This window comes from Mesorhizobium sp. M0074 (genome assembly GCF_040322975.1).
Classification (GTDB): domain Bacteria; phylum Pseudomonadota; class Alphaproteobacteria; order Rhizobiales; family Rhizobiaceae; genus Mesorhizobium.
The window spans coordinates 119,527-143,821 of the sequence record NZ_JAMYUM010000012.1; the positions used below are offsets into that span (position 1 = coordinate 119,527).

Annotated in this window: 19 protein-coding genes; 5 read left to right on the forward strand and 14 right to left on the reverse strand. The window is 64.7% G+C overall.

Translation table 11 applies throughout. The features are described from left to right. Positions 1 to 8: 8 nt before the first annotated feature. Complete coding sequence (locus NKJ73_RS17975; protein WP_352570457.1) at positions 9 to 2,321, reverse strand: glucose/quinate/shikimate family membrane-bound PQQ-dependent dehydrogenase; 2,313 nt, start codon at positions 2,319 to 2,321, stop codon at positions 9 to 11. 251 nt (positions 2,322 to 2,572) lie between these two features. On the opposite strand from NKJ73_RS17975, the gene NKJ73_RS17980 reads away from it, so the two are divergent. Further along, positions 2,573 to 5,296: an ATP-dependent helicase gene (locus NKJ73_RS17980; RefSeq protein WP_352570458.1), complete on the forward strand. Its 2,724-nt coding sequence runs from the start codon at positions 2,573 to 2,575 to the stop codon at positions 5,294 to 5,296. Between the two features lie 9 nt (positions 5,297 to 5,305). Here NKJ73_RS17980 and NKJ73_RS17985 read toward each other — a convergent pair whose 3' ends face one another. From NKJ73_RS17985 to NKJ73_RS18005, 5 genes are all read right to left on the reverse strand, one after another. Then, positions 5,306 to 6,355, reverse strand: a complete 1,050-nt coding sequence (locus NKJ73_RS17985; protein WP_352570459.1) for an ABC transporter permease — start codon at positions 6,353 to 6,355, stop codon at positions 5,306 to 5,308. After that, complete coding sequence (locus tag NKJ73_RS17990; protein WP_352450092.1) at positions 6,352 to 7,149, reverse strand: ATP-binding cassette domain-containing protein; 798 nt, start codon at positions 7,147 to 7,149, stop codon at positions 6,352 to 6,354. The genes NKJ73_RS17985 and NKJ73_RS17990 overlap by 4 nt, the downstream gene beginning before the upstream one ends. An 86-nt stretch (positions 7,150 to 7,235) precedes the next feature. Then, positions 7,236 to 8,249 carry a substrate-binding domain-containing protein gene (locus tag NKJ73_RS17995; protein WP_352570460.1) on the reverse strand — a complete coding sequence of 338 codons (1,014 nt, stop codon included), beginning with the start codon at positions 8,247 to 8,249 and terminating at the stop codon, positions 7,236 to 7,238. Positions 8,250 to 8,354: 105 nt separating this feature from the next. Next, positions 8,355 to 9,263, reverse strand: coding sequence for a sugar phosphate isomerase/epimerase family protein (locus tag NKJ73_RS18000; protein ID WP_352570461.1), 909 nt, complete (start codon positions 9,261 to 9,263; stop codon positions 8,355 to 8,357). Further along, positions 9,260 to 10,294 (reverse strand): Gfo/Idh/MocA family protein, encoded by a 1,035-nt coding sequence (locus NKJ73_RS18005; RefSeq protein WP_352456540.1) that lies wholly within the window; start codon positions 10,292 to 10,294, stop codon positions 9,260 to 9,262. The genes NKJ73_RS18000 and NKJ73_RS18005 overlap by 4 nt, the downstream gene beginning before the upstream one ends. Positions 10,295 to 10,489: 195 nt before the next feature. On the opposite strand from NKJ73_RS18005, the gene NKJ73_RS18010 reads away from it, so the two are divergent. Next, positions 10,490 to 11,515, forward strand: a complete 1,026-nt coding sequence (locus NKJ73_RS18010; protein ID WP_352570462.1) for a LacI family DNA-binding transcriptional regulator — start codon at positions 10,490 to 10,492, stop codon at positions 11,513 to 11,515. A gap of 10 nt (positions 11,516 to 11,525) precedes the next feature. On the opposite strand, the gene NKJ73_RS18015 is transcribed toward NKJ73_RS18010, so the two are convergent. From NKJ73_RS18015 to NKJ73_RS18040, 6 genes are read right to left on the reverse strand one after another with little or no spacing between them, the layout of a single operon-like run. After that, positions 11,526 to 12,443 carry a ribokinase gene (locus tag NKJ73_RS18015; protein ID WP_352570463.1) on the reverse strand — a complete coding sequence of 306 codons (918 nt, stop codon included), beginning with the start codon at positions 12,441 to 12,443 and terminating at the stop codon, positions 11,526 to 11,528. Next, on the reverse strand, positions 12,440 to 13,315 hold the full coding sequence (locus NKJ73_RS18020; protein ID WP_023676730.1) for a MurR/RpiR family transcriptional regulator: 876 nt from the start codon (positions 13,313 to 13,315) through the stop codon (positions 12,440 to 12,442). Before NKJ73_RS18020 ends, NKJ73_RS18015 begins: the two co-directional genes overlap by 4 nt. Further along, positions 13,312 to 14,289 carry an ABC transporter permease gene (locus NKJ73_RS18025; protein WP_352570464.1) on the reverse strand — a complete coding sequence of 326 codons (978 nt, stop codon included), beginning with the start codon at positions 14,287 to 14,289 and terminating at the stop codon, positions 13,312 to 13,314. Before NKJ73_RS18025 ends, NKJ73_RS18020 begins: the two co-directional genes overlap by 4 nt. Positions 14,290 to 14,305: 16 nt before the next feature. Further along, positions 14,306 to 15,838, reverse strand: a complete 1,533-nt coding sequence (locus NKJ73_RS18030; protein WP_352570465.1) for a sugar ABC transporter ATP-binding protein — start codon at positions 15,836 to 15,838, stop codon at positions 14,306 to 14,308. Positions 15,839 to 15,894: 56 nt separating this feature from the next. Then, positions 15,895 to 16,953: a sugar ABC transporter substrate-binding protein gene (locus NKJ73_RS18035; protein ID WP_352570466.1), complete on the reverse strand. Its 1,059-nt coding sequence runs from the start codon at positions 16,951 to 16,953 to the stop codon at positions 15,895 to 15,897. A 42-nt stretch (positions 16,954 to 16,995) separates the two neighbouring features. After that, a complete protein-coding gene (locus NKJ73_RS18040) occupies positions 16,996 to 17,985 on the reverse strand; it encodes a TIM barrel protein (RefSeq protein WP_352570467.1) in 990 nt (329 codons plus the stop codon). Positions 17,986 to 18,232: 247 nt separating this feature from the next. Here NKJ73_RS18040 and NKJ73_RS18045 point away from each other — a divergent pair, with 247 nt between their 5' ends. Continuing rightward, on the forward strand, positions 18,233 to 19,711 hold the full coding sequence (locus tag NKJ73_RS18045) for an esterase-like activity of phytase family protein (protein ID WP_352570468.1): 1,479 nt from the start codon (positions 18,233 to 18,235) through the stop codon (positions 19,709 to 19,711). Between the two features lie 146 nt (positions 19,712 to 19,857). Here NKJ73_RS18045 and NKJ73_RS18050 read toward each other — a convergent pair whose 3' ends face one another. Beyond that, the gene (locus NKJ73_RS18050; protein ID WP_352570469.1) at positions 19,858 to 20,646 is read right to left on the reverse strand and encodes a L,D-transpeptidase; all 789 of its coding nucleotides are present in this window, start codon (positions 20,644 to 20,646) and stop codon (positions 19,858 to 19,860) included. A gap of 197 nt (positions 20,647 to 20,843) precedes the next feature. Between NKJ73_RS18050 and NKJ73_RS18055 the strand changes: the two genes are divergently transcribed. After that, positions 20,844 to 22,316: an MATE family efflux transporter gene (locus NKJ73_RS18055; RefSeq protein ID WP_352570470.1), complete on the forward strand. Its 1,473-nt coding sequence runs from the start codon at positions 20,844 to 20,846 to the stop codon at positions 22,314 to 22,316. Between the two features lie 9 nt (positions 22,317 to 22,325). Here the strand turns inward: NKJ73_RS18055 and NKJ73_RS18060 are convergent, their stop codons facing one another. Beyond that, the gene (locus NKJ73_RS18060; protein ID WP_352570471.1) at positions 22,326 to 23,534 is read right to left on the reverse strand and encodes an MFS transporter; all 1,209 of its coding nucleotides are present in this window, start codon (positions 23,532 to 23,534) and stop codon (positions 22,326 to 22,328) included. Between the two features lie 182 nt (positions 23,535 to 23,716). On the opposite strand from NKJ73_RS18060, the gene NKJ73_RS18065 reads away from it, so the two are divergent. Continuing rightward, positions 23,717 to 24,292, forward strand: a complete 576-nt coding sequence (locus NKJ73_RS18065) for a TMEM175 family protein (RefSeq protein ID WP_023676740.1) — start codon at positions 23,717 to 23,719, stop codon at positions 24,290 to 24,292. Positions 24,293 to 24,295 lie beyond the last annotated feature (3 nt).

The following is a 24,295-nucleotide window of genomic DNA, read 5'->3' on the forward strand; positions in this document are numbered from 1 at the left end:
GAACTTCTCTATTTCGGCAGCGTATAGGCCATCACATAGTCGCCCGGCTTGGTACCGACCGAGCCGTGGCCGCCGGCAACGATGACGACCAACTGGCGCCCGTCGGCTACCGTGTAGGTCATCGGTGTCGACTGCCCGCCCGCCGGCAGCCGCGCCTGCCAGAGCTGTTTGCCGGTCGTCAGGTCATAAGCGCGCACATAGTCATCGACCGCCGCACCAAGGAAGGCGACGCCGCCGGCAGTGATCATCGGCCCGCCAATGCCGGGCACGCCGACCTTGAATGGCAGCGGCAATGGCGTCATGTCGTAGACGGTGCCGTTGCGATGCTTGTAGGCGACCTTTCCGGTCCGAAGGTCGGCACCCGCCACATAGCCCCAGGGCGGCGCTTGGCAGGGAATGCCTAGCGGCGACAGGAACGGCTTCAATATTACTGCGTAAGGCGCACCGTCATTGCGGTTCAGGCCTTGTTCGCTGCCCTTGGTGTCACCGGGCGGCGGCACGTCGGCGCGCGGCACCAGCTTGGAGATGAACGCCAGGTATGTCGGCATGCCGAACATCACCTGCCGGACCGGATCGACTGCCACGCCGCCCCAGTTGAAGGTGCCGAAATTGCCGGGGTAGATCAGCGAGCCCTGCAGCGACGGCGGCGTGTAGCGGCCCTCATAGCGCAACTTCCGAAGCTCGATCCGGCAGGCCAGCTGGTCGAACATGGTAATGCCCCACATATCGGCGCCGGTCAGCGGTTTCGGACTGAAGCTGAGATCCGAGACCGGCTGCGTCGGCGAGGTATGGTCGCCTTCGATCGCGCCGCCCGGCGCCGGCACTTCCTTGACCGGAACGATCGGCTCGCCGCTGCGCCGGTCGAGCACATAGAGGTCGCCCTGCTTGGTCGGCCCGACCAGCGCCGGCACCACGCCATTTTCCGTGGTGATGTCGACCAGCGTCGGCTGCGCCGGCACGTCCATGTCCCAGAGATCGTGGTGCACGGTCTGCCGCACCCAGCGCAATTGTCCGCTGTTGAGATCGAGCGCGGTGATCGAAGAGGAGAATTTCTCGTCATTGGCGCTGCGCCCGGCGCCGAGCTGGTCCGGCGTCTTGTTGCCGAGCGGCACATAAAGCAGCCCGAGCTTCTCGTCGACGCTCGCCGTCGACCACATGTTGGGTGAGTTGTTGGTGTAGGTCTGGTCCGGCGGCAGCGGCGTCGTCTGGTCCGGATTGCCGGAATCCCAATTCCACAACAGCGCGCCGGTGTCGGCATCGTAGGCACGGATGACCCCGGACGGCTCCTGCGTCGAATAATTGTCGTTGACCGCGCCGCCGACGATGATCTTGTTGGCGACGATCAGCGGCGCCGAGGTCGAATAATAATAGCCCGGCTTCGGATATGGCATGTTGGCGAGCAGGTTCAGCGTGCCGCCTTCGGCGAAAGTCGGGCAGACCTGGCCATTCGCCGCATCGAGCGCGATCAGCCGGGCGTCGGATGTCGGCAGGTAGATGCGTGTGGCGCAGGGCTGGCCAGCGGCGACCTTGGCATCGGCATAATAGGACACGCCGCGGCAGGTCTGGTGCTGGCGGTCCTTGTTGAGCTTGACCTGCGGATCGAAGCGCCATTTCTCCTTACCGCTCGCGGCATCGATGGCGATGGCGAAATTATGCGGCGTGCAGATGTAGAGCGTGTCGGCGATTTTTAGCGGCGTCACCTGATAGGTCGTCTCGCCGATGTCGTCGGGCCCTTTCACGTCGCCGGTGCGATAGGTCCAGGCCGGCTGCAGATTGGCAACGTTTTCGGCGGTGATCTGGTCGAGCGGCGAATAGCGCTGGCCATATTGCGTGCGACCGTAATAGTGCCATTCGCCAGCCGGCACGTTGCCGCCGAGATCGGCCGTCGGCGTCACCTTGTCGGTGTTGAGTTCACCCGCAATATCCTTTGGATCGGTCGTCATCGAATAGCCGGCGACCGCAAGCGAGGCCAGCACGGCGAGGATCAGCGGCGCGCGTCCGTCGGGACCGGTAAGCCCGCGCCGCGCCCATGGCGTCAACAGCCATAGCGCGACAAGCACGATGATGCCGCCGCGCGGGCCGAGCTCCCACCAGTCGAAGCCGATCTCCCAGACCGCCCAGGCGAGCGTGCCGAGCACGATCGCCGCGTAGAGCCACAGCGCCGTGGATCTGCGCCTGTAGAGCAGCCAGGCCGCGACAAGGAAAGCTAGACCGACGATGACGTAGTACCAGCTGCCGCCCAGCGTCACGAGCCAGATGCCGCCGCCGCCAATCGCAAGGCCGATGAGGAAAAGGATCAGGGAGGTGATGACCACAGCCAAGACGGTGCTCCTTCGACTGGTGCGCTCCGCGACGCGTCCATGGGCAACCCCGCATTGCGTTCCTGCCCCCACGCAACTTTCTCCGGCCCGCTTCCCCTGTCAAGCAAGCTCGGCGTTTTACGGTGCCGGCCCATCGCAAGCCCGGCGTTTTGGTTAGCGGACCCATCCAGATTGTGAGTCTACCGACTGGACAGAGAACAAAACGGAGACACTTCTGGCCTTTCGCTGCCGAATCACTACATTCGGGGGAGATGTCCGGCTTTTCGGAAGACATGCCCTTTTTTGACGAACCGAACGCGCGGCCCGTGGCCCCGTCGGGCATTGCCGCGCGCGCCATGGCTGCCCGCAACAACCAGAACAACGCGCCCGATTATCTCAACGGCCTCAACCCCGAGCAGCGGCTGGCGGTGGAAACCACCGAAGGCCCGGTGCTGGTGCTGGCCGGCGCCGGCACCGGCAAAACGCGCGTCCTGACCACCCGCATCGCCCACATCCTTGCCACCGGCAAGGCTTTCCCCTCGCAGATCCTCGCCGTCACCTTCACCAACAAGGCGGCGCGCGAGATGAAGCAGCGCATCGGCCTGTTGATCGGCGAAGGCAATGTCGAGGGCATGCCATGGCTCGGCACCTTCCACTCGATCGGAGTGAAGCTGCTGCGCAGACACGCCGAGCTGGCCGGGCTCAAATCCGACTTCACCATTCTCGACACCGACGACGTGGTGCGCCTGATCAAGCAGCTTATCCAGGCCGAAGGGCTGGACGACAAGCGCTGGCCGGCCAAGCAGTTCGCCCAGATGATCGACGGCTGGAAGAACAAGGGCCTCGGTCCCGCCGACATCCCCGAGGGCGATGCCCGTGCCTTCGCCAACGGCAAGGGCCGCGAGCTCTACAAGGCCTATCAGGAGCGGCTGAAAACGCTGAACGCTTGCGACTTCGGCGATCTCCTGTGCCATCCGATCCGCATCTTCCGCGCCAATCCGGACGTGCTGAAGGAATACCACAAGCGCTTCCGCTACATCCTCGTTGACGAGTATCAGGACACCAACACCGCCCAGTACATGTGGCTGCGGCTGCTGGCGCAGCGGCCGCAATCCTCCCCCCTTGAGGGGGAGGTGCCCGCGAAGCGGGCGGAGGGGGTCGCCCCCGAAGGCACCGCTAGAGCGTCGAGCACTGCCGCAGGTAGGTCGAGCACTGCCGCACGGACCCCACCCGCCCGGGCTTCGCCCGGCCACCCTCCCCTCAAGGGGGAGGGAAGTCCGCGCCTGTCCACCGTAAATATCTGCTGCGTCGGCGACGACGACCAGTCGATCTATGGCTGGCGCGGCGCCGAGGTCGACAACATCCTGCGCTTCGACAAGGATTTCCCCGGCGCCACCATCATAAGGCTGGAGCGCAATTATCGCTCCACTGCGCACATCCTCGGCACGGCGTCCCACCTGATCGCCCACAATGAGGGCCGCTTCGGCAAGACGCTGTTCACCGAAAAGATCGCCGAGGACGACGAGAAGGTGCATGTCCATGCCGCCTGGGATTCCGAAGAGGAGGCCCGCGCCGTCGGCGAGACCATCGAGGCCTATCAGCGCCAGAAGCACAATCTCAACGACATGGCGATCCTCGTCCGCGCGTCCTTCCAGATGCGCGAATTCGAGGACCGCTTCGTCACGCTCGGCCTCAACTACCGCGTCATCGGCGGCCCGCGCTTCTACGAGCGCCTCGAAATCCGCGATGCGCTGGCCTTTTTCCGCGTCGTCGCGCAAGGCGCCGACGACCTCGCCTTCGAGCGCATCGTCAACGTGCCGAAGCGCGGCTTGGGCGAGGCCACCATTCGCCAGATCCACGACACCGCACGCGCGCTGCGCATCCCGATGCTGGAGGCGGCGGCAAAACTCGCCGAGAGCGACGAGCTGAAGCCGAAGCCGCGCGCCGCGCTGCGCGAGGTATCGGCCAATTTCGAGCGCTGGCAGAAGGCGCTGGAAACCACGCCGCACACCGAGCTCGCCGAGACCATTCTGGAGGAGAGCGGCTACACCGACATGTGGAAGAACGACCGTTCGATCGAAGCGCCCGGCCGGCTCGAGAACTTAAAAGAACTGATCCGCTCCATGGAGGAGTACGAATCGCTGCGTTCTTTCCTCGAACATGTCGCGCTGGTGATGGACGCCGAGCAGAATGCCGAGCTCGACGCCGTCAACATCATGACGCTGCATTCGGCCAAGGGCCTCGAATTCGAAACCGTGTTCCTGCCCGGCTGGGAAGAAGGCCTGTTCCCGCACCAACGCTCGCTCGACGAGGGCGGCCGCTCCGGGCTCGAGGAGGAACGCCGCCTCGCCTATGTCGGCCTGACCCGCGCCAAGAAGAACCTGCACATCTGGTTCGTCTCCAACCGCCGCATCCACGGCCTCTGGCAATCGACCATCCCGTCGCGCTTCCTCGACGAGCTGCCGGAAGCCCATGTCGAAGTTTCCGAGAGCGGCAACTCCTACGGCGGCTACGGCAATGCCTATGGCGGCGCCTCGTTCGCCTCCGGTCGCGGCGGCCAAGGGGCGGGCAGGCAGAACCCCTATGGAGCATCGCGCTTCGACAACATCGGCGGCAACAACGGCGCCGAGAAATCCGGCGCTTTCTCCAGCACCTATGCGACGCCGGGCTGGCAGCGTGCCCAAGCGAACCGCACCGAGGCGACCGACCGCAATTGGGGCACGCGCTCCGGCCACCAGGTCGAGCGCATCGGCTATGGCGAAACCGACTCCGGCTACGGCGCCGGCCGCACCTCGGTCAAGGGCCGCACCATCGACGGCGAGCTGGTCGCCAAATCCGTCGCCGACACGCCGTCCCCCTTCAATGTCGGCGACCGCGTCTTCCACCAGAAATTCGGCAACGGCAATATTTCCGCCATCGAAGGCAACAAGCTGACCATCGACTTCGACAAAGCCGGCCAGAAACGCGTGCTGGACGGGTTTGTTACTGGGGTTTGAGGTCGCCCCTCACCGATACCGCGCCTGGTTCCATTTGTGGCCGAGCAGCGACAGGATGATGATCAGCCCGTTGAAGAACTGGACGTAGAAGCCGCTCAGGCCAGCCGCGACGACGCCGGTCTGGATGAAGGAGACCGTGACCGCGCCGATCGCGCCGCCGACAACAGTGCCGATGCCACCCCAGGTCGGGGTACCGCCGACGAACACCGATGCCAGCACCGGCAAGAGATAACCGTCGCCCGCCGTCGGCCACCAGGTGAAGTTGATCATCACCGAGAACGTGCCGGCGATTGCCGCGCCGATGCCGACGAAGACGAACACCTTCACCCTGACGCGCTTGACGTCGATGCCCATCTGCTGGGCGCTGTCGGGATTGTCGCCGACCACCTTGACCTGCGCGCCGAAGCGATGGCGGTTGTAGAGCAGCGCCGACAGTACGACGAAGCCCATGGCCCAGAAGATCTGCACCGGGATGCCGTAGAGCTGGCTGGAGAAGATCTTATAGGCCCAGCTGTCGGCAAGGCCGGTCAGCGCCGTCGACCTGCCCTCGTTGATGATCTGGATCAGGCCGCGCAGCAGGAAATTCATGCCGAGCGTGGCGATCAGCGACGACAGCCCGCCATAGACGACCAGCGAGCCGACCAGGAAGCCGAGCAGCATGCCGGTGACCATTGCGGCGGCGATGCCGAGGAACGGGTCGTAGCCGGCCTGCACGACCAGCGCAAACACCCAGGAGGCAAAGCCCATGGTCGCCGGAAACGACAGGTCGATCTCGCCGCAAGTGACGACGAAGACCAGCGGCACCACCACGAACAGCGCCACCGGCAGCGTGGTCAGTACGGAGCTGTAGAGATACCAGGTGGTGAACACGATCGGGTTGGCGATCATGAACACCGCCATCATGACGATGAACACGGCAAGCGTGCCGAGCGCGGCGCGGTTGTCGAGGATGAACCCGCGCAGCCAATTGTCGGACGGATGTCTCCACTCTTTCCCGGCGGTTTCGCTATGCGTGCCGCCGAGGGGGCTCTGCAGATCGGGTTCCATGGTCTTGCTCATCGTGCCGCCCTCCCCGCATCGCCGGCGTCGTGCAACCCCGGCAATCCGCTGGGGTGGGCGACGTCTTCCATGAAATTGATCAGATCCTCGGCCGATTTGACCTCGCTGCGGTCGGCGGTGAGCGCGACCTTGCCGCGGTCCAGCACCACGAAGCGATCGGCGATATCGAAGACGTGGTGGATGTTGTGGCCGATGAACAGGATCGAGCGCCCGCTCGCCCGCACCTGGCGCACGAAGTGGAAGACCTTGGCGGTCTCGGTCAGCGATAGCGCGGTCGTCGGTTCGTCGAGGACTATCAGCTCCGCCTTCTTATAGATGGCCCGCGCGATCGCCACGCCCTGGCGTTCGCCGCCCGAGAGCTGGCCGACGATCGACTGTGGCGTGAACACTTTCGAGGTGAAGCCGATCTCGCGCATCAGCCGGCTCGCCTCCGCGATCTCCTTGTTGACCTTCAGCCAGCCAAGCCAGCCAGTGAGCTCGCGGCCCATGAAGATATTGCGCACGATCGTCTGCTGCACGGCGAGCGCCCGGTCCTGGAACACCGTTTCGATGCCAGCGTCGCGCGAGCGCGCAGGGCTCCATCCGGTCACCGGCTTGCCGCGGACGAGAATCTCGCCGCTGGTCGGTTTGACCACGCCGGACAGGATCTTGATCAGCGTCGACTTGCCGGCGCCATTGTCGCCGATCAGGCCGACCACCTCGCCGCGATCGACGCTGAGATTGACTCCGCCCAGCGCATAGACCTGGCCGTAGGACTTGCTGATGTCGCGCAGTTCGATGATGCGTTCGGCCATGGCGATCCTCGCTTGATTGTCGCGTGCCGGCCTTTTCGCCGGCGGTCCCGCCGGCCGGGCTCGATCCCGGCCGACGGCTTGGGAGGTCAGCGCAACGCCTGCTTGGCGAGCTCGGCGACGATCTCGTAATTCTGCGGCGTGACGAAGCCGGCGCCGGTATCGACATTCATCGGCGCAAGGCCGAGCACCACCTGCTGGCAGAGGCTGAGGATCGGCAGATAGCCTTGCAGGAACGGCTGCTGGTCGGCCGTCAGCTGCACCCAGCCGCCCTTGAAGCCCTCGACGATCTGCGGGCTGGTGTCGAAGCCGAAATTGAAGATATCGCCCGGCTTCCTGCCCGCCGCCTGCATGTAAGTCGGGACGTTGCCCAGCATCTGTCCGCCGGGATAGCCAACTGCCTTGACGTCGGGATTGTTGAGCAGTGCCGCGGTGATCACCGGAATGGCCAGATTGGGGTCGGAAGCCCATTCGCCGCTTGGCGGCGAGGAGAGCTGTATGACCTCGACGCCCGCTTCCTTGAGGGCAGCGACAGTGCCGCGCTCGCGCGCCCCGCGGCTCTCGTTCTCGAACGGGCCGATCATGATCGCCTTGTCGCCGGCCTTGAGCCCGGCCAGCTTGACCGCCTCGGCGCCGAGCGCGCGGCCCTGCTGCTCCTGCTGGGCGCCGACATAGCCGCCGCCGAACGCCGCCGTGACCTTCGGCACCGGCACGTTCTGGTACATCATCTTGATGCCGTCCTTGTGCGCCTGTTCGGCCAGCGGCATGATCGAAGCGTCGCCCGGGTGGCCCATCATGGCGATGCCTTGGGGCTTGACCGCGACAGCCTCGCGCAATTGCTGCACCATCTTCTCGACATCCCACTGGGAAAAGATGTAGTCGACCTTCGGTCCGAGATCGGCTGCCGCCTGCTTGGCGCCATTGTAGACGATGGTGCCGAAGGCATCGCCTTCGGCGCCCCCGACGAAGAAGCGGATATGGACGTCCTTGCACCACTGGGCATCGAGCGCCTGCGCCGGCAAGGTCGAGAGTGCGGCGGCGAGTGCCGTAGCGGCCGCCGCGACGGTCGAGCGCAGAACTGTCCTTCTCATCGTAATGCTCATGCACTTATCCTCCCTTTGTTCCCTCGCTAGCCGAGGGGTTTTGACGATCGCTTCGGCATTGCGCCGCAATCTTTCGCTGGCCGGCACCTCCCGCCGGCCGACTTCTCACACCGGGTTCGGCAGGTAGCTCGCGCCTCCCCGGCATTGTTGGAGATAATCCAGTGCCCGCGCCTGGCCGGTGATCTCGAGATCGCCGCGATAGACCGGGTCGTGCCAGCCCTCAATGTCGATGGCGCCCTTGTAGCCGACCAGCCGCAGCTCGCTGATCACCCGCGTCCAGTCGCTGTCGCCGAAGCCCGGCGTGCGCATCTGAACGAACGGCAGGCGGCCGAACACGCCATGTTCGCGGATCACGTCCCAGCGCACCGTCGCGTCCTTGCCGTGGACGTGGAAGATACGCGGCGCCCATTTGCGGATCTGCGGGATCGGATCGATCAGGTAGACCAGCTGGTGACAGGGCTCCCACTCCAGGCCGAGATTGTCGTCCGGCAATTCGTTGAACATCAACTCCCAGGCGTCCGGATTGTGGGCGATGTTCCAGTCGCCGCTGGCCCAGTTGCCGTCCATGGCGCAATTCTCGAACGCGATGCGCACGCCCTTGTCGGCGGCGCGCTTGGCGAGCGGCCCCCAGACCTCGCGGAAACGCGGCAGGCTGTCGGGCAGCGGCTTGCCGCGGATGCGGCCGGTGAAGCCGCTGACCATGTTGGTGCCGAACAGATGCGCGTTGTCGATGATCGTTTCCCACGCCTCGAGCACGCCGCGACCGATCTCGCCGCTCTCCAGCGGGTTGCCGAACACGCCGATCGACGAGACGATGACATCGGCATCGCCGATCGCCTCGCGGATCTCGCCCGCCAGCCGCGGAATGTCCTTGCCGCCCAGCGTCTGCCAGAAGAACGGCTGGATGCTCTCGAATCCGAGCGGCAGGATCTGCCTGACATAGGCGGCCGGGTCGTCGAGGTTGGCGCGCACCATGGTGCCGATCCTGATGTCGAGCAGCGGGTTTGGCATCATGATCCTTCCTGTGAGGCGATAGCGACCCGGCGCCCGGTTTCGGCGCTCTCGATCGCAGCGAAAACCATGGACAGGCTCTTGATGTTGTCGGCGCCGCGCGTCTCCGGCGCGGTGCCGGTCTCGGCGGCGCGGACGAAATCCTGGATGATGCCGAGATGGCCGCCGACGCGATCTGCCGGGTCGAGCGGCGGCACGGCTATCGGTTCGGTGCGGTCGAACAGGCCTTCACGGACCGGCCGCACGACTTCCGCCTTCAACCCGTCCGCGCCGTCCCAGACAATGCTGCCGCGCTCGGCGACGATCCGCCATGTACTGTCCCAGCTGGTACGGAAGCCGGCCGCGCACCAGCTGCCGGCATAGGTGAACAGCTTGCCGCCGCCGAGGTCGAAGCTTGCGGTTGCCGACGACCCTTGCCGATACCAGGAGTTGGCCGGCTCCCACTCCTGGCAATAGACGCCGGCCGGTTCGCCGGCCACCATGTAGCGGGCTGCATCGAATGTGTGGATCGCCATATCGAGCAGCAGCACATGGCGCATCTCTTCGCGAAAACCGCCGAAATGCGGCGCAACGAAGAAATCGGCGTGGATGCTGGTTGGCGCACCAATGGCGCCGGAATCGAGAAAGCGCCGGATGCGCCTGACGTTGGCGACATAGCGGCGGTTCTGCACGACGGCATGGATGCGGCCGGCGCTGCGGGCCGCCTCGACAATAGCACGCGCATTGTCCGGGCTGTCGGCCAGCGGCTTTTCGGTCAAGAGATGGCAATGGTGGGCAAAGGCGGAAAGCGCGACCTCGCGGCGGGCGGCGGGAACCACCACGTCGAACACCGCGTCGGGCCTGGTCTGGTCGAGCACGGCGTCGAGGTCGGTTCCGATGACGGCGCCGGAAAGCTCGTATTCGCGCGCCCTTGCCCGCGCCCTTTCGGCGTCGAGATCAACCAGGCCGACAATGGCGAGCCCGTCGATCTGCTTGGCTGCATCGAGCCAGGCTTTGCTCATCGCGCCGCAGCCGACCAGGACGACATTGATCATCCAGCACTCCTCCCTCTCGGCCCCTCCAGACCGATCGTCACGGCGTTCACGGCAGGGCCGCAAACGTTCTTCCGTAAACGTTTACGAGAACACACCCGATGGCGTAGAATGTCAATTGGCCGATAGCGAAAAACGTGATGCCGGCTTGGCCTGAAGAGCGGCCGGTGCTAGCCAAGCAAGGGGGAGAACTGTCCTTTGGCGTCCAGTATTCACGACCTTGCACGTCACCTGAACATTTCGATCGGCACGGTGTCGCGCGCACTCAACGGCCGCGCCGACGTCAATGCCGACACACGCCAGCGCGTGCTCGATGCGGCCAAGAAGCTGAATTATTCGCCGAACCAGTCCGGCCGCAGCCTGCGGCGCGGCGCCACCCATTCGATCGCCTTCATGCTGCAGCCTCATCCGGGCGACCAGGAATATGGCGAGCCGTTCTTCATTCCGTTCCTGACCGGGTTGCAGGCCAAGCTCGCCGAAAGCGCACTCGACCTGATCGTGGTGATGGGCGCGCCGGGCGACTATCAGCAGGAGCGCCTGCGCCGTGTCGTCGAGACGCGGCGGGCCGATGCCGTGGTGCTGGCCTGGACGCGGCGCGAGGACGAGCGCATCGACTATCTGACCCAGGCCGGTTTCCCGTTCGCGACGCTCGGCCGCAGCCGCTCCGGCGGCGATTCCTATCCCTCGCTCGACCTCGATTTCGAAAAAGCCGGGGCTGACGCGGTCGATCGTCTCGTCGCGCGCGGTCACCGCCGCATCGCCGCCATCCGCCCGTCGCTCGACCTCAATTTCGGCTATCTGTTCCTCGCCGGCTATCGCAAGGCGTTGCGGCGGCACGGCATCGAATTCGACCTCGAGTTGATCGCCGACGGCTTCATCAACGAGGCCGGCGGCTACGCGGTGACGCCGAAGGTCATGCACTCCAAGGACCCGCCGACGGCCATCATCTTCAACAACGACGCGATGGCGCTTGGCGGCTGCAAGGCTCTGGCCGAGGCGGGCATCAGGCCCGGCCACGACGTTGCGGTGATCGTCATCGTCGACACGCCGCTCTGCCGCTATTTTTCGCCGGCGCTGACCGGCTTCCGCCCGGCGCTTGAGCCGATGGGCGAGCGGTTGGCCGAAATGCTGCTGGCATCGATCCCGGCTTACGCCGGCGCCGAAGGCGCACGCATCATCCGTGAAGTCTGGCCGCTGGAACTGATCGCGCGCGACAGCGATTGAATCGCGGCGGTCACTGAGCAGGCTCAGATTGATCAAGACCCCCGCGCCCGCGCTCTGGCGTTGCGACCAGCGAGGCAGCGGCGGCATTGGCGGCGGCAAGTGCCGCCTCGACGGGCTGCCCACGCGCAAGCCCAGCCGCGAAGGCCCCAACGAATTCATCGCCGGCACCGTGGGTGCTGATGACCTTCACCGGCATCGCAGGCAGTGCGAACGCCTGGCCGCCACGGTCGCGATAGGCAACGCCCTCGCCGCCTGCCGTGACGATCGCGGCCGGATAGGAACCGACGAGCATACCGGCCGCCTTCGCAGCCCCCTCGAGCGTGTCGACGACCGCAACGCCGGCCAGGAATTCCGCCTCGATGGCATTGACGATGACGATATCGGTGAGTGCGACCAGTTCGGCTGACAGCTTTCGCGCGGGTGCCGCGTTGAGGACGACGCAGCCGCAATGCGCCTTCACCGCCCGCGCCGCGGCAATGTTGGCGCCTTCCGGTACCTCGTTTTGCAGCAGCAGAACCGCCGTTTGCGCGATCAGCTCGGCCGCCTCAGTAATGTCCTTTTCGCCGAGAGTGAGATTGCTGCCCGAGACGATTACCGCGCCATAGTCGCCGCTGTCGTCGAAGATCGCTACGCTCATGCCCGAGCCGGCGCCCGCAGCCACTCCCACGAAGCGCTGGTCGACGCCGTTGCGATCGAGATTGTCGAGAAGCGCGCGGCCGAAATCATCGTCGCCGACAGCGCCGATCATTGCCGCACGCACGCCGGCCCGCGCTGCCGACACCGCCTGGTTGCCGCCCTTGCCGCCGCATTTTGGATGCCAGGCATGGCCGGTGACCGTTTCGCCCTTGCGTGGGCGATCGGGGGCTTCGACCATGATATCGTAATGCAGACTGCCGAATACGGTCACCAGCGGCGGGGAAGCCGTCATGTGCCCTTATCTTTCCGTTTCGACGTCACCGCAGACATGGTGCGGCCGAGATTGCGCTCCGCCGCCTGGTAGTCGCGTTGCGCGACCGCCACGAACAGCGCGTCGAGGATGTTGAGCTGGGCAATGCGCGCCGCTGCGTTCTCACCCATCAACGGCGAGCCTTGCGCGGTCGAGCAGAGCACGATGTCGGCGACGGCTGCCAATGGCGAGTTGTCATAGTTGGTGATGGCCAGCGTGCGCGCGCCGCTTTTGCGCGCAAGCTGGATGGCGTCGATGACGGCGCTGGTATTGCCGGAATGCGAAAAGCCGACGGCGATGTCGTCGGCGCCGAGCAGCGAGGCGGACATTAGCATCATGTGCGAATCGTCGTAGACAGAGGTGCGGATGCCGATGCGCAGGAATTTGTGCGAAACGTCGCGTGCGATCTGCGCCGAGCCGCCGACGCCGTAGAAATCGCGATTCCTGGCGCGGTAAAGCAGATCGGCGGCACGGTCGAAATCGTCCATGTCGAGGATGGCCAGCGTCTCCTCCAGCGCCTGGATGGAGGTGCGGAACACCTTCTGCACGATCTCGGCCGAACTGTCGTCCACCGACAGCTCCTGATGCATCTCGGCGGTCGGCAGGCGGCTGTATTCATAGACCGCCGTGCGAAAGTCGCGATAGCCGGAAAAACCCAGCTTCTTGGCGATCTTGACCACCATCGCCTCCGAGACACCGGCCTCCTCGGCGATCTGCTTGAGCGGTATGGTCTCGTCGAAGCCGCGCCGTCCGAAGACCGTTTCAACCACCTTCGCCTCGAGCGGCGTCAGATGCGGCATCATCATGCGAATGCGCGGTCCTACTGCTTTCAGGTCCAGCCCGGTCAAGGTCATCCACGTCCCCTCGTCACGCGATCGATAAGCATCGCGGCGAGGATTATAAGGCCAGTTGCCAGGAGCTGATAGAAGGACTGCACGTTCATCAGCGTCAGGCCGTTGCGCATGCTGCCAAGAATGACGGCACCCAGGATGGTGCCGACGACGCTGCCCTTGCCGCCCATCAGCGAGGCGCCGCCGATCGCCGCCGCTGCTATGGCGTCGAGCTCCCAGAGATTGCCCAGAATGGGTTCGGCCGCACCCAGCCGGCCGATCAGGATCTGCGCTGCAAGCGCTGCCAGCAGGCCCGAGATCATATAGGCGGCGATCTTGGTGCGGGCGATCGGCACGCCGGCTATGTAGGCCGCCTCCTCATTGCCGCCGACGGCGAGCAGATATTCGCCGAACGGCGTCTTCTTGAGGATGATCCAGGCAATCAGCGCGACCACCGCCACGATGATGACCGCCAACGGCAATCCGAACAGCGAGCCGTTGAAGATGGCACGGAAGCCGGCAGGCAGGCCGAGCACCGGATTGCCGCCGGTATAGATCAGCGCCAGCGCCCGGTAGGTGCTGAGCGTTCCCAGCGTGACGATGAAGGGCTGCAGCCCGACATAGGCGACCAGCACGCCGTTGAGCAGTCCGCAGGCAAGGCCGATGGCGAAGCCGGCGGCGATGGCCAGCGGAAACGGCACACCGGCAACCAGCATCGAGGCCGAGATGACCGCCGAAAGGGCTGCCGTCGGCCCGACGGACAGATCGATGCCGCCCGAGATGATGACCAGCGTCATGCCCAACGCCAGGCAGGCATTGATGCTCGATTGCTGCAGGATGTTGATCAGATTGCGCTCGGCAAAGAAGCCGGGGACCAGTGCACCGAAGACGGCGAGGATCACCACCAGTCCGATCAGCGTGCCGGCGTCGCGCACGGAAAACCGGTGCAGGAGATCTGCCCTTGGGCGCGCTGCTGTGTGTTCGATTATATCGGTCATCCGCTGGTCCTGTCCGTTATGCACCGGCCCGATGGCCTTGCGCCTTGCCGGCCTCAATCTCCGTTTGGGGTATGGCGTGCGCGGCGATCGCCTGTTCGCTGAGACTTGCACGGCCCAGTTCGGCGGCGACCGTGCCGTCGCGCATGACCAGCACGCGGTCGGCGAGCCGGATCACCTCGGGGAGTTCGGACGACACGACGATTACCGAATGGCCTTCGGCGGCGAGTTCCTCGATCAGGTGGTAGATCTCCGCCTTGGCGCCGACATCGATGCCGCGCGTCGGCTCGTCGAATAGAAGGATCCGCGTTCCCGCCGCCAGCCAGCGGCCGATGATCGCTTTCTGCTGGTTGCCGCCGCTGAACAGGCGGATCGGCCGGTCGAGCAGGAACGGCCTGAGATTGACCCGCTTCATCTTCTCGGCTGCGACCCGTTTCAGCCTTTTGTGATCGATGACGCCGCGCGGCGCGAACACGCCCATCGAGGCCAGCGCCATGTTGCTGGAGATCGACCGCAGCGGCACGATGCCTTCGCGCTTGCGCTCCTCCGGCACCAGGCCGATGCCGGCCGCGATGGCGTCGCGCGGACTGGAAAGCTTTACCGCCTTGCCGTCGATCTCTATTGCGCCTGATGAGGCCCGGTCGGCGCCGGCCAGGAGCCGCAGCAGTTCGGTGCGGCCCGAGCCGACCAGGCCGGCAACGCCCAGCACCTCGCCGCGATGCAGGTCGAACGAAACGTCACGGACCTTGGTTGCCGAGGCGAGGCCACGCAAGCTCAGCCTGACCTCGGGGGAAGCATGCGAGCGGTGTTGTTCCTGGGCAAGCTCGCGGCCGACCATCATCGAAACGACGGCCTTTTCCGACACCTGCGCGAGATCGACGGTTTCGACCACAACGCCGTCGCGCATGACAGTGGCGCGCTCGCAGATGCCGAACACCTCGTCCAGCTTGTGCGAGACATAAACGACGGCGACACCGTCGCGTGCCAGACCGGCAATGACTTCCGCCAGCCGTTCGAACTCGCTCGGCGTGAGGCTCGACGTCGGCTCGTCCATCGCCACGATCCTGGCGCGGTCGAGCAGCGCCCGGGCGATCTCGACGATCTGCCGCTGCGCCACCTTCAGCGAGCCAAGCGGGGCTGCCGGATCGATGGTCGGGTCGATGGCGGCCAGGGCTTCCGCAGCGCGGCTTTCCTGCTCGCCCCGTGCGACGAAGACGCCGCCGCGCGTCAACGGATGGCCGAGAAACATGTTCTGGGCGACGCTGAGGCGTGGCACCTGCTGTAACTCCTGATGGATCATCGCCACGCCGGCGGCGCGCGCCGCGACCGGGTTGTTCAGCGTCACCGGTTTGCCGTCAATAAGCACGCTTCCCGCCGTCGGCCGGTAGACGCCTGACAGGATGCGCAGCAGCGTCGACTTGCCGGCGCCGTTTTCACCGAGCAGCCCATGGATTTCGCCGGCGCCGACCGAAAAGGACACATCGCTCAGCGCCCGCACGGCCGGAAACACCTTGGAAATGCCCTCGAATTGCAGCCGGGAGATGACTGACATTGCTTCGGTTCTCCAGGCAAGGTGCCGACCCAAGGCCGGCACCTGCCGGCCCTGCTCTACTGGCCCGCTGCCGCGTCCTCGAGCAGCGCCTTGCGCACGGCGTCGCCGGCGCCAGAGTAGCGGTCGGCATTGTCCTTGGTGATCAGCGCCTGCGGCGTGGCGACGACGCGCGGCAGCTTCTGCCCGGCCACCAGTCGCAGCGCCGATTCCAGCGCCACCTCGCCGGTCAGCACCGGGAACGAATCGACGGTGCCGGTCAGCTCGCCGGCGCGGATCGAGGCATAGGCGTCGGAGATGCCGTCGGTGCCGAACACGGCGACCTTGTCCTGCAGCCCGGCAGCCTTGACCGCCTCGACGATGCCCAGCGCCATGCCGTCATTGTTGGCATAGAAGCCGATCAGGTCGGGGTGCTGCTGCAGGATGTTGGTGGCAGCGTCGTAGGAGGTCTGGCGATCCCAGTTGCCGGGGACGCTGGCGACGACCTCGAACTTGCCGGCCTCGGTGACCGTGGTCTTGAAACCGTCGGTACGCTGGACGGCGGCGTAGACGCCGGCCTGGCCTTCGACGATGGCGACCTTGCCGCCGTCCGGCCGATTCTTGATGAACCATTTGGCGACGCGCACGCCGTTGTCGCGCTGGACATTGCCGACATAGTGCTCGGCCTGCGGGATGACCGCGTCGTTGACGTTGACCACCGGCACATTGGCGGCCTTGGCCTGTTCCATGATCGGCTGCAGGTTGGAGTCGGTCTGCGGCGAAACGAGCAGCACGTTGTAGCCTTGCGTGACCAGGCCTTCGGCGATGGTGAGCTGGCCGAGCTGGTCGCCCTCGCTCTGCGCCGCCTGGTAGACCACGGGCACGCCGGTGCGGTCGCCGAACGATTTGTAGCCCTCTCCCAGCGAACGCCAGTATTCGTTGGTCAGCGTCTTGGAGACCGCACCCGCCTTGGTGCCCTCGGGCAGCTTGGGGAAAGCCCCGAACTTGGCCTCGACCTGCGACCAGTCGATGCGATCCTTCTCGGTGTCGGAATTGAGCGGCGCGAGGTCCGCGGAAAACGACGAGCCTATAGACAGCGCCATCAGGGCAGCGGTGGCGGTGGCAAGCAGAAATTTCATGGTCTTTCCTCCCTGGTTGAAAACGGCGATGGCGCCGGAGCTTCAGCTGTCCGGCCCGAGCATGGCTTCCTGGATGATGGCCTGCGAGGCGACCGCGTCCTGACGGTCGACGGCAGTGGACAGGCGATTGTCCTTTTCCAGCCGATCGACGACGCGCAGCATGCGCTTGACAGTCGCGATGTTGACTTCGCATTCGTGGACCGGGTCGAGCCCGGTCATGTCGGGGAACGTGTCGAAGTAGATGGCGCCGGCATAGCCGTCTCGACGGATCTGCCTGAGCAGCTCGATCGTCTGCAGCGTATGCACGGCCCCGACCATCAAGCCGTCGTCGCGCTTGGCGTAGCCGTCGTTGAGATGCACGCCGAGCAGCTTGCTGTGTCGCGCCACCAGCGCAGCGGCGAAAGCCGGCTGCTCGTCGGCGTAGAGCACATGGGCGAAATCGAGCGTCACGCCGAGATTGGGCAGGCCGATCTCGCGGATCGCCAGCAACGTCGTCGCCGCATCGGGCATCAGGCTGTAAGAGCGCGGCTCGTTGGGTTTGTATTCAAGGCTGATCTGGCAATCGGGGTCATGCGCCGCAACTTCACGAATTCCATCGATTTCGTGTTGCCAGAGCGTCGCATAATCGGCCTGGAAAGCATAATCGAAGCCATCCTGCCCGAGCCACAGCGTCATCAGGCCGGCGCCCGCCTCGCGGATGGCGTCGATGCCGGCCTTGGTCAGGTCGATGGCTTCGCGGCGAACGGAAGGATCTGGATTGGTGAAGGCACCGAGCTTGAAAGCCGGATTGGAGTAGTAGCGCATGGCGAAACCATTGATGGAAAGCCCGATGTCGCTGAGTTTGCGCGCCATTTCCGTAGGTTTTTCGCCGACATGGTCGGGGAAGTTGAGGTCGAGATCGGTCAACTCCGCAACCTTCGCCGCACGTGCCGCCATCTGCAGCATGGACGGTTTGCCGACAAGATCGGGCCACTCGGACTGTGGCCGCGAGGCAAAGGAATTGAGGCGGGTGGCGAAACGACAGGCAGTCATCGGGGACCTTTCATTGTCATAACTTTACATAATAACGATTATTTGTAAAGCTGTTAATTGCTCGCTCGGCGACGACGAGTTCGCCATACCCAGGCCAGTTGCAACCACGGGGGACAAGCAAGCGCGGCACTGTCACGCAAGTATCATGTTCGCGTCCTAGATCGCTTCTCCGAAGGCTTTCGCGGCATCCTTGATGCGACGCGGCGCTTTTTCGGGCCCCGGCAGCTTTGTCACAAAGAGGATTTCCATGAAAAACCTGCACCGAACCGCGTCCCTCGCCGTCGCGCTGGCGATGTTCACCGCCTTGACCCCGGCCTTGGCTGAAAACGCCGCAACCGTCGGCGGCGTCAGCTTCGTCAACAAGGGCATGGTCGGTGTCGGCCGCATCCCGGCCAGCCAGAAGGACAAGTTCGGCGAGACGTTTGGCTCCGGCTCAGGCATGTCGATCGACGCTGCCGGCTGGACGCATGGCGCCGATGGCTACAAGGGCTCGTTATGGCTGTTGCCGGACCGCGGCTACAATGTCGTCGGTACCACCGATTACCGCCCGCGCCTCAACACGATCGCCCTCGAGTTCGCCCCGATCGCGCCGGGTGCAGTGCCGGCCACCGGCCAGGAACAATCGGGCCTCAAGGCGACGCTTGCCGACACCATGCTTTTGACCGACGACAAGGGCGCCGACGCAACCGGCCTCGATCCGCTCAACGGCGTGCGTGCCGCGACCGACGACATGCCGATCCTGCCCGAAGCCAACGGCAAGCTCGCGCTCGATAACGAAGCGATCGCACGGCTGCCCGACGGCACGATGTTCATCTCGGACGAATACGGTCCGAACATCTACCGCTTCTCCGCCGATGGGCGTCTGATGTCGGCAACGCAGCCGCCGGCGGCGCTTGTCCCGATGCGTCACGGGACGCCAAACTTTGCTTCCAACAATCCGGGACTTGGCGCGGCAGACCCAGATCCGAAGGATCCCGAAACCGGCCGTCAGAACAACCAGGGCCTCGAAGGCATGGCGCTGACGCCGGACGGGAAGTTCCTGATTGCCGTGCTGCAGTCGGCCCCAAGGCAGGATGGCGGCGATTCCGCCTCGACGCGTCAGAACACGCGCGCGCTGGTCTACGATGCCTCGGATCCCGGCCAGCTCAAGCTCGCGCATGAATATGTCGTGCCGCTGCCGGTGTTCACCGATGCCAAGGGCAAAACCAAGATCGCCGCGCAGAGCGAAATCGTGGCGCTGTCGGACAAGACCTTCCTGATGCTGGCGCGCGACAGCGGCAATGGCCAGGGGCTGAAGGGCGACACCTCGCTCCACCGCGAGATCAGCGTCGTCGATGTGTCTGCGGCAACCGATGTCGCCGGCACAGAATTCGACAAGGACAAGCCGCTGGCGCCCAAGGGTGAGCTCGATCCATCGGTGACGCCGGCCAAGCTGACGCCGTTCATCGACATCAACGACAAGACCGAGCTCGGCCGCTTCGGGCTGCACAATGGTGCGCCCAACGACCGCAACAACCTTTCGGAGAAGTGGGAGGCGATGTCGGTGGTGAGCGTCCTCGATCCAACACTGCCCGACGACTATTTCCTGTTCGTCGCCAATGACAATGACTTCCTCACGCAGGACGGCTTCCAGGTAGGCGCGGCCTACAAGGCCGAGGATGGCGCCGATGTCGACACCATGTTCCTGGTCTATCAGGTCACGCTCCCAGGCCTCGCCAAGAAGTAGCGGCACCCATACAGGCGGACGCGCGGAACGCGTCCGCCTGAGCTGGCGCGATTGAGCGGTCGTGCCCTTCAGTTGCGGCTCGCCCGCGCAAGGACGGTGTCCTGGTGCGTTGCAAAACCTGCGACTGACGATCCAGTCGAAGGCACTTACCTCAACATCTCCGCGTCCTTTGGCACGCCGGCATCGATCGGCTCGGCCGTCCTGTTCGACACGGCGGCGATCTTCCCGGCGGCCGACAGGTTCGGGCGCACGAAGACCGGCGCGACGCCGTCGACGCGGCTGTAGAGGTCGATAATGTCCTGATTCATGAAGCGCACACAGCCGGACGAAGCGTTCTTCCCAATGGAATCCCACTCCGGTGTGCCGTGCAGCCGATACATCGTGTCCTTGCCGTCGCGGAAGAGATACAGCGCGCGGGCGCCAAGCGGGCTCTGCGGGCCGGGCGGCATGCCGTCCTTGTATTTCGCCAGTTCCGGCCGGCGTTGGATCATTTCCGGCGGCGGCGTCCAGACCGGCCACTTCTTCCTAGCCTGAACCACGGCGCTGCCGGTCCATCCGAAACCGGCCTTGCCGAGGCTGACGCCATAGCGAATTGCCTTGCCGCCGCCGCTCACCAGATAGAGGAAGTGCTCGGAGATATCGACGACGATCGTGCCTGGTTTTTCTCCGGTCGGATCGGACACGATTTGGCGAACGAATTTCGGATCGATCTTGGCTACCGGGATTGCCGGCAGTTGATAGCCCTCATCGACGCGCGCGGCATACATGCTTGCGGCATCGCCGAAAGCCGGATCGCTTGGCGCCGCGGTCACTGGCGGCGCTGCCACGTCCGTCGTGGTGCACGCCGAAAGAGCCACGGAGGCCGCGCCCAGAGCGGATGCACCAAGAAACGCGCGCCGGTTCAGGCGCTCAAAAAACAACGGAATATCGGACATGAGCCCCCCGGCTTGCCCTGAGATCCAGGAAATGCGGTCCCACGCGTCCGTGATCAATATCCGATTCCGGAAGCTTTGAGAACATGCTTAGATCAAGGCACGCCAGGCGGAATTTGCAGCGCCGCATCGACCCGTTCCGTTAAATCGGCAATCATTGCGGACCGGACTCAAGACAAGCCTTCGCCGAGTTGCCTGCCATGGATGACAACATGCCCGCGCGCCGGCGGACCGGCGACCTCACCAGTGGGCCTATCCCGCGCACCCTTCTACTGTTTGCCCTGCCGGTGCTCGGCTCCAATGTGCTGCAGTCGCTCAACGGCTCGATAAATGCCGTGTGGGTCGGCCGTTTCCTCGGTGAAGCGGCGCTGACCGCCACGTCCAATGCCAACCTTGTGCTGTTTCTCATCCTCGGCACCGTCTTCGGCATCGGCATGGCGGCGACCATCCTGGTCGCGCAATCCGTCGGCGCCCGCGATCTGCCCGAAGCCCGGCGCATCGTCGGCACCAGCGCCACCTTCTTCTTCCTCGTCTCGGTGGTGTTCGCGGTCTGCGGCTGGATCTGGGTCGATGCGATCCTCGATGCGCTCGGCACGCCGGCCGATGCGTTGCCGCTGGCGCGCTCCTATCTGCGCATCATCTTCCTCGCCGTGCCGATGATGAACCTGCTGTCCTTCGTCATGACGGTGCTGCGCGGCGCCGGCGATTCGCGCACGCCTTTCCTGTTCATGGCGCTGGCCGTCGTGCTCGACGTCGTTTTGAACCCGTTGCTCATCCTCGGCATCGGCCCGTTCCCCGAACTCGGCATCGCCGGCTCGGCCACCTCGACGCTGATCGGCCAGACGGTAAGCGTGGTTGCCATCCTGATCGTGCTTTATGCGCGCAAGCACCCGCTGCGGCTGGCCGGCGCTAATCTCGCTCTGCTGCGGCCGGACCCGGCGCTGCTGCGCATTGTCGTCTTCAAGGGCGTGCCGATGGGCCTGCAGATGATCGTCGTTTCGGCTGCGGCGCTGACGGTGATGGGCATGGTCAACTCGTACGGCTCGCAGGTTGCAGCTGCCTACGGCATAGCCGCACAGCTCTGGACCTATATCCAAATGCCGGCGCTCGCCATCGGCGCCGCGGTGTCGTCCATGGCGGCGCAAAATGTCGGCGCCAGGCGCTGGGACCGGATTGGACGCATCGCCACCTCCGGCGTCGGCTTCAACCTTGTGCTCACCGGCATGCTCGTCGCGCTGCTGTTCGTATTCGATCGCGCGGTGCTCAGCCTCTTCCTTGGCAGCGACAGTGCAGCAATCGAGATCGCCACTCACATCAACAAGATCGCATCGTGGTCCTTCATCCTGTTCGGCATCACCATCGTGCTCTTCGCCACCGTGCGTGCCACCGGCGCGGTGATGCCGCCGCTGATCATCCTGGTGATCTCGGTGCTGCTGGTGCGCACCAGCTTCGCCTATTTCTTCCGAAGCGTGATCGGCGAGGAAGCTCTGTGGTGGAGCTTTCCGGCTGGCTCTATAACCTCGCTCGTGCTGGCCGCGGCCTATTATCGCTTCGGCCGCTGGCGCAGCCTGCACATGATCGAGAGCCGGCCGGCTGCCGGCGAACCGCCGGATACCGGCCTCGGCGTACCGCGCCAGCGCGCGCATCTTTCGCCCGAGACACCGAACGGCTGAAAGGTCGGCTCAGCGCGCGTATTTCGCGCCAAACCCGAGAGCGACCAGGGAAAAGACGACAATCATGCCGGCAAAGGCCAGGCTTGCCACGGTCGCACCTGCCACCGTCGACAGAACGCCGATGCCGATGACCGGCAGCGCGTTGCCGCAAAAACAGCAGATGAAGAAGGCCGAGACGACTTCGGCGCGCCGGTCCGCCGGCGCGATCTCGTTCACCACTTGCAAGCCGCCGCGATAGCCGAGCGCTGCCGCCACGCCGCACAAGGCGGTCCCGGCAATCATTATGGCCATCGAGGCGAAGACCTGCGCCGCAACAATCAGCGCGACGGTTGGGATCATCAGCGCGAGCGCCGCGAACATCGCGGCTCGGCTCGAAAGACGTGCTGTCGCTACAATGGTGGCGGCCGTCACGATTGCCAATTCAAAGAACAGAGCGCCGGCTTCGGCATGGTTGGTTACCTGCAGTTGCTGCGCCAAAATGCTCGGTGCGAGTGCTGCATAAAAGCCGACCAGCGCCATTGCGCCAAAGCCGGTCACCGCCGGCGCAACGAAACTTGCGCGGATGTCATCGGGCACGGAAAGCCGCGGTCGCATCGAAACGTCAGCCAGTTTCCCTGGCCGCGAAACGCTTTCCCGCGTGCGCCAGACCAGCAGGGTTACAGTCGCGAGCATCGCCAGGTAGACGACGAATGTCAGCCTGAGCGGCCAGGGCGCGTATTCGGCGAGCAACCCGGCCCCCAGCGCACCGAGGCCGAGGCCGAGAAAATTGGTGCTGGTGGCAATCGTCGCCGCCTGTGACTTGTCGTCGGTCGGGAGCAATTCGGCGAGCCAGGCGGTGCCGGTGCCCGCGCCGACGCCGATTCCCAGTCCGCTCAGAATTCGGGCGATGTCGAGCCAGGCGACATTTTCGGCGAACAGGAAAACCACCGCGCTGACGACGGCCACCGCTATCCCGGCCAATGCCATTGGACGGCGCCCGATGACATCGGACACACGCCCCAACATCAGCAGCGCCGCCAGATTGCCGATGACATAGACGGCGTAGACCAGCGTCAAAGTGATCTGCGAGAAGCCGAAGAGCTGCTTGTAGATGATGTAAAGCGGCGTCAGCGCCGTGCTGCCGGCGAAAAGAGCCGCAATCATGGCGGCCACGGCGGCCGCTGCAGCGCGGCCGCCGAGTTCGTAATCGCGCGTCATGACTTGAGCGTGAGCGGTCATTTTTCGACCTTTGATAGCGTGATATTCGGGACCTGACACTCTAACGCCGTTTTCGCGTCAGCCGTTCCCCTCCCCCTTCTTGCTCCTGACAACTTGGCTTGCTCCTGACAACTTGGGCAGCTTTTGCCGATAGCGCCGAGTGATATCCTCTTCTAACGTCAGAGGATTGTCAGGGGAGATTCATGGGCAAGGGACGAGTCGAGGCATTCACCGATGGCGTGGTCGCCATCATCATCACCATCATGGTGCTGGAATTGAAGGTGCCGCATGGCGAGGATTTTTCCGCGCTGGCACCACTCTGGCCGATCTTCCTCAGCTATGTGCTGTCCTTCATCAATGTCGGCATCTACTGGAACAATTTGCACAACATGTTCCATACCGTGCAGCGGGTCGACGGCCGCGTGCTGTGGGCGAACCTCAACCTGCTGTTCTGGCTATCGCTGATGCCGGCGACGACAGCCTTCATGGGTGAGAACCATTTCGCGCCGGTGCCGGTTGCCGTCTATGGCGTCGACCTGGCGCTCTGCGCCATCGGCTTCAACATCCTCACCATGGCCCTGCATCGACTGCACGGCAACGAGACTCTCTTCGCCAGGGCGTTGGGCAATGACCTCAAGGGAAAGATCTCGCTGGTCCTCTATCTTTCCGCCATCGCGCTGACCTTCGTCAATCACTGGATCGGTGTCTCGATCTATGTCCTGGTGGCGATGATCTGGTTCGTGCCGGACAGGCGCTTCGAGCGGCTGATCGAGAAATAGGCC

Excerpts from the sequence above, each read along its gene's own strand:
- NKJ73_RS17980 (WP_352570458.1), top strand. The coding sequence starts at position 2,573 with ATGTCCGGCTTTTCGGAAGACATGCCCTTTTTTGACGAACCGAACGCG.
- NKJ73_RS17985 (WP_352570459.1), bottom strand. The coding sequence starts at position 6,355 with ATGAGCAAGACCATGGAACCCGATCTGCAGAGCCCCCTCGGCGGCACG.
- NKJ73_RS17990 (WP_352450092.1), bottom strand. The coding sequence starts at position 7,149 with ATGGCCGAACGCATCATCGAACTGCGCGACATCAGCAAGTCCTACGGC.
- NKJ73_RS17995 (WP_352570460.1), bottom strand. The coding sequence starts at position 8,249 with ATGAGCATTACGATGAGAAGGACAGTTCTGCGCTCGACCGTCGCGGCG.
- NKJ73_RS18000 (WP_352570461.1), bottom strand. The coding sequence starts at position 9,263 with ATGATGCCAAACCCGCTGCTCGACATCAGGATCGGCACCATGGTGCGC.
- NKJ73_RS18005 (WP_352456540.1), bottom strand. The coding sequence starts at position 10,294 with ATGATCAATGTCGTCCTGGTCGGCTGCGGCGCGATGAGCAAAGCCTGG.
- NKJ73_RS18015 (WP_352570463.1), bottom strand. The coding sequence starts at position 12,443 with ATGACGGCTTCCCCGCCGCTGGTGACCGTATTCGGCAGTCTGCATTAC.
- NKJ73_RS18020 (WP_023676730.1), bottom strand. The coding sequence starts at position 13,315 with ATGACCTTGACCGGGCTGGACCTGAAAGCAGTAGGACCGCGCATTCGC.
- NKJ73_RS18025 (WP_352570464.1), bottom strand. The coding sequence starts at position 14,289 with ATGACCGATATAATCGAACACACAGCAGCGCGCCCAAGGGCAGATCTC.
- NKJ73_RS18030 (WP_352570465.1), bottom strand. The coding sequence starts at position 15,838 with ATGTCAGTCATCTCCCGGCTGCAATTCGAGGGCATTTCCAAGGTGTTT.
- NKJ73_RS18035 (WP_352570466.1), bottom strand. The coding sequence starts at position 16,953 with ATGAAATTTCTGCTTGCCACCGCCACCGCTGCCCTGATGGCGCTGTCT.
- NKJ73_RS18040 (WP_352570467.1), bottom strand. The coding sequence starts at position 17,985 with ATGACTGCCTGTCGTTTCGCCACCCGCCTCAATTCCTTTGCCTCGCGG.
- NKJ73_RS18045 (WP_352570468.1), top strand. The coding sequence starts at position 18,233 with ATGAAAAACCTGCACCGAACCGCGTCCCTCGCCGTCGCGCTGGCGATG.
- NKJ73_RS18050 (WP_352570469.1), bottom strand. The coding sequence starts at position 20,646 with ATGTCCGATATTCCGTTGTTTTTTGAGCGCCTGAACCGGCGCGCGTTT.
- NKJ73_RS18055 (WP_352570470.1), top strand. The coding sequence starts at position 20,844 with ATGGATGACAACATGCCCGCGCGCCGGCGGACCGGCGACCTCACCAGT.
- NKJ73_RS18060 (WP_352570471.1), bottom strand. The coding sequence starts at position 23,534 with ATGACCGCTCACGCTCAAGTCATGACGCGCGATTACGAACTCGGCGGC.
- NKJ73_RS18065 (WP_023676740.1), top strand. The coding sequence starts at position 23,717 with ATGGGCAAGGGACGAGTCGAGGCATTCACCGATGGCGTGGTCGCCATC.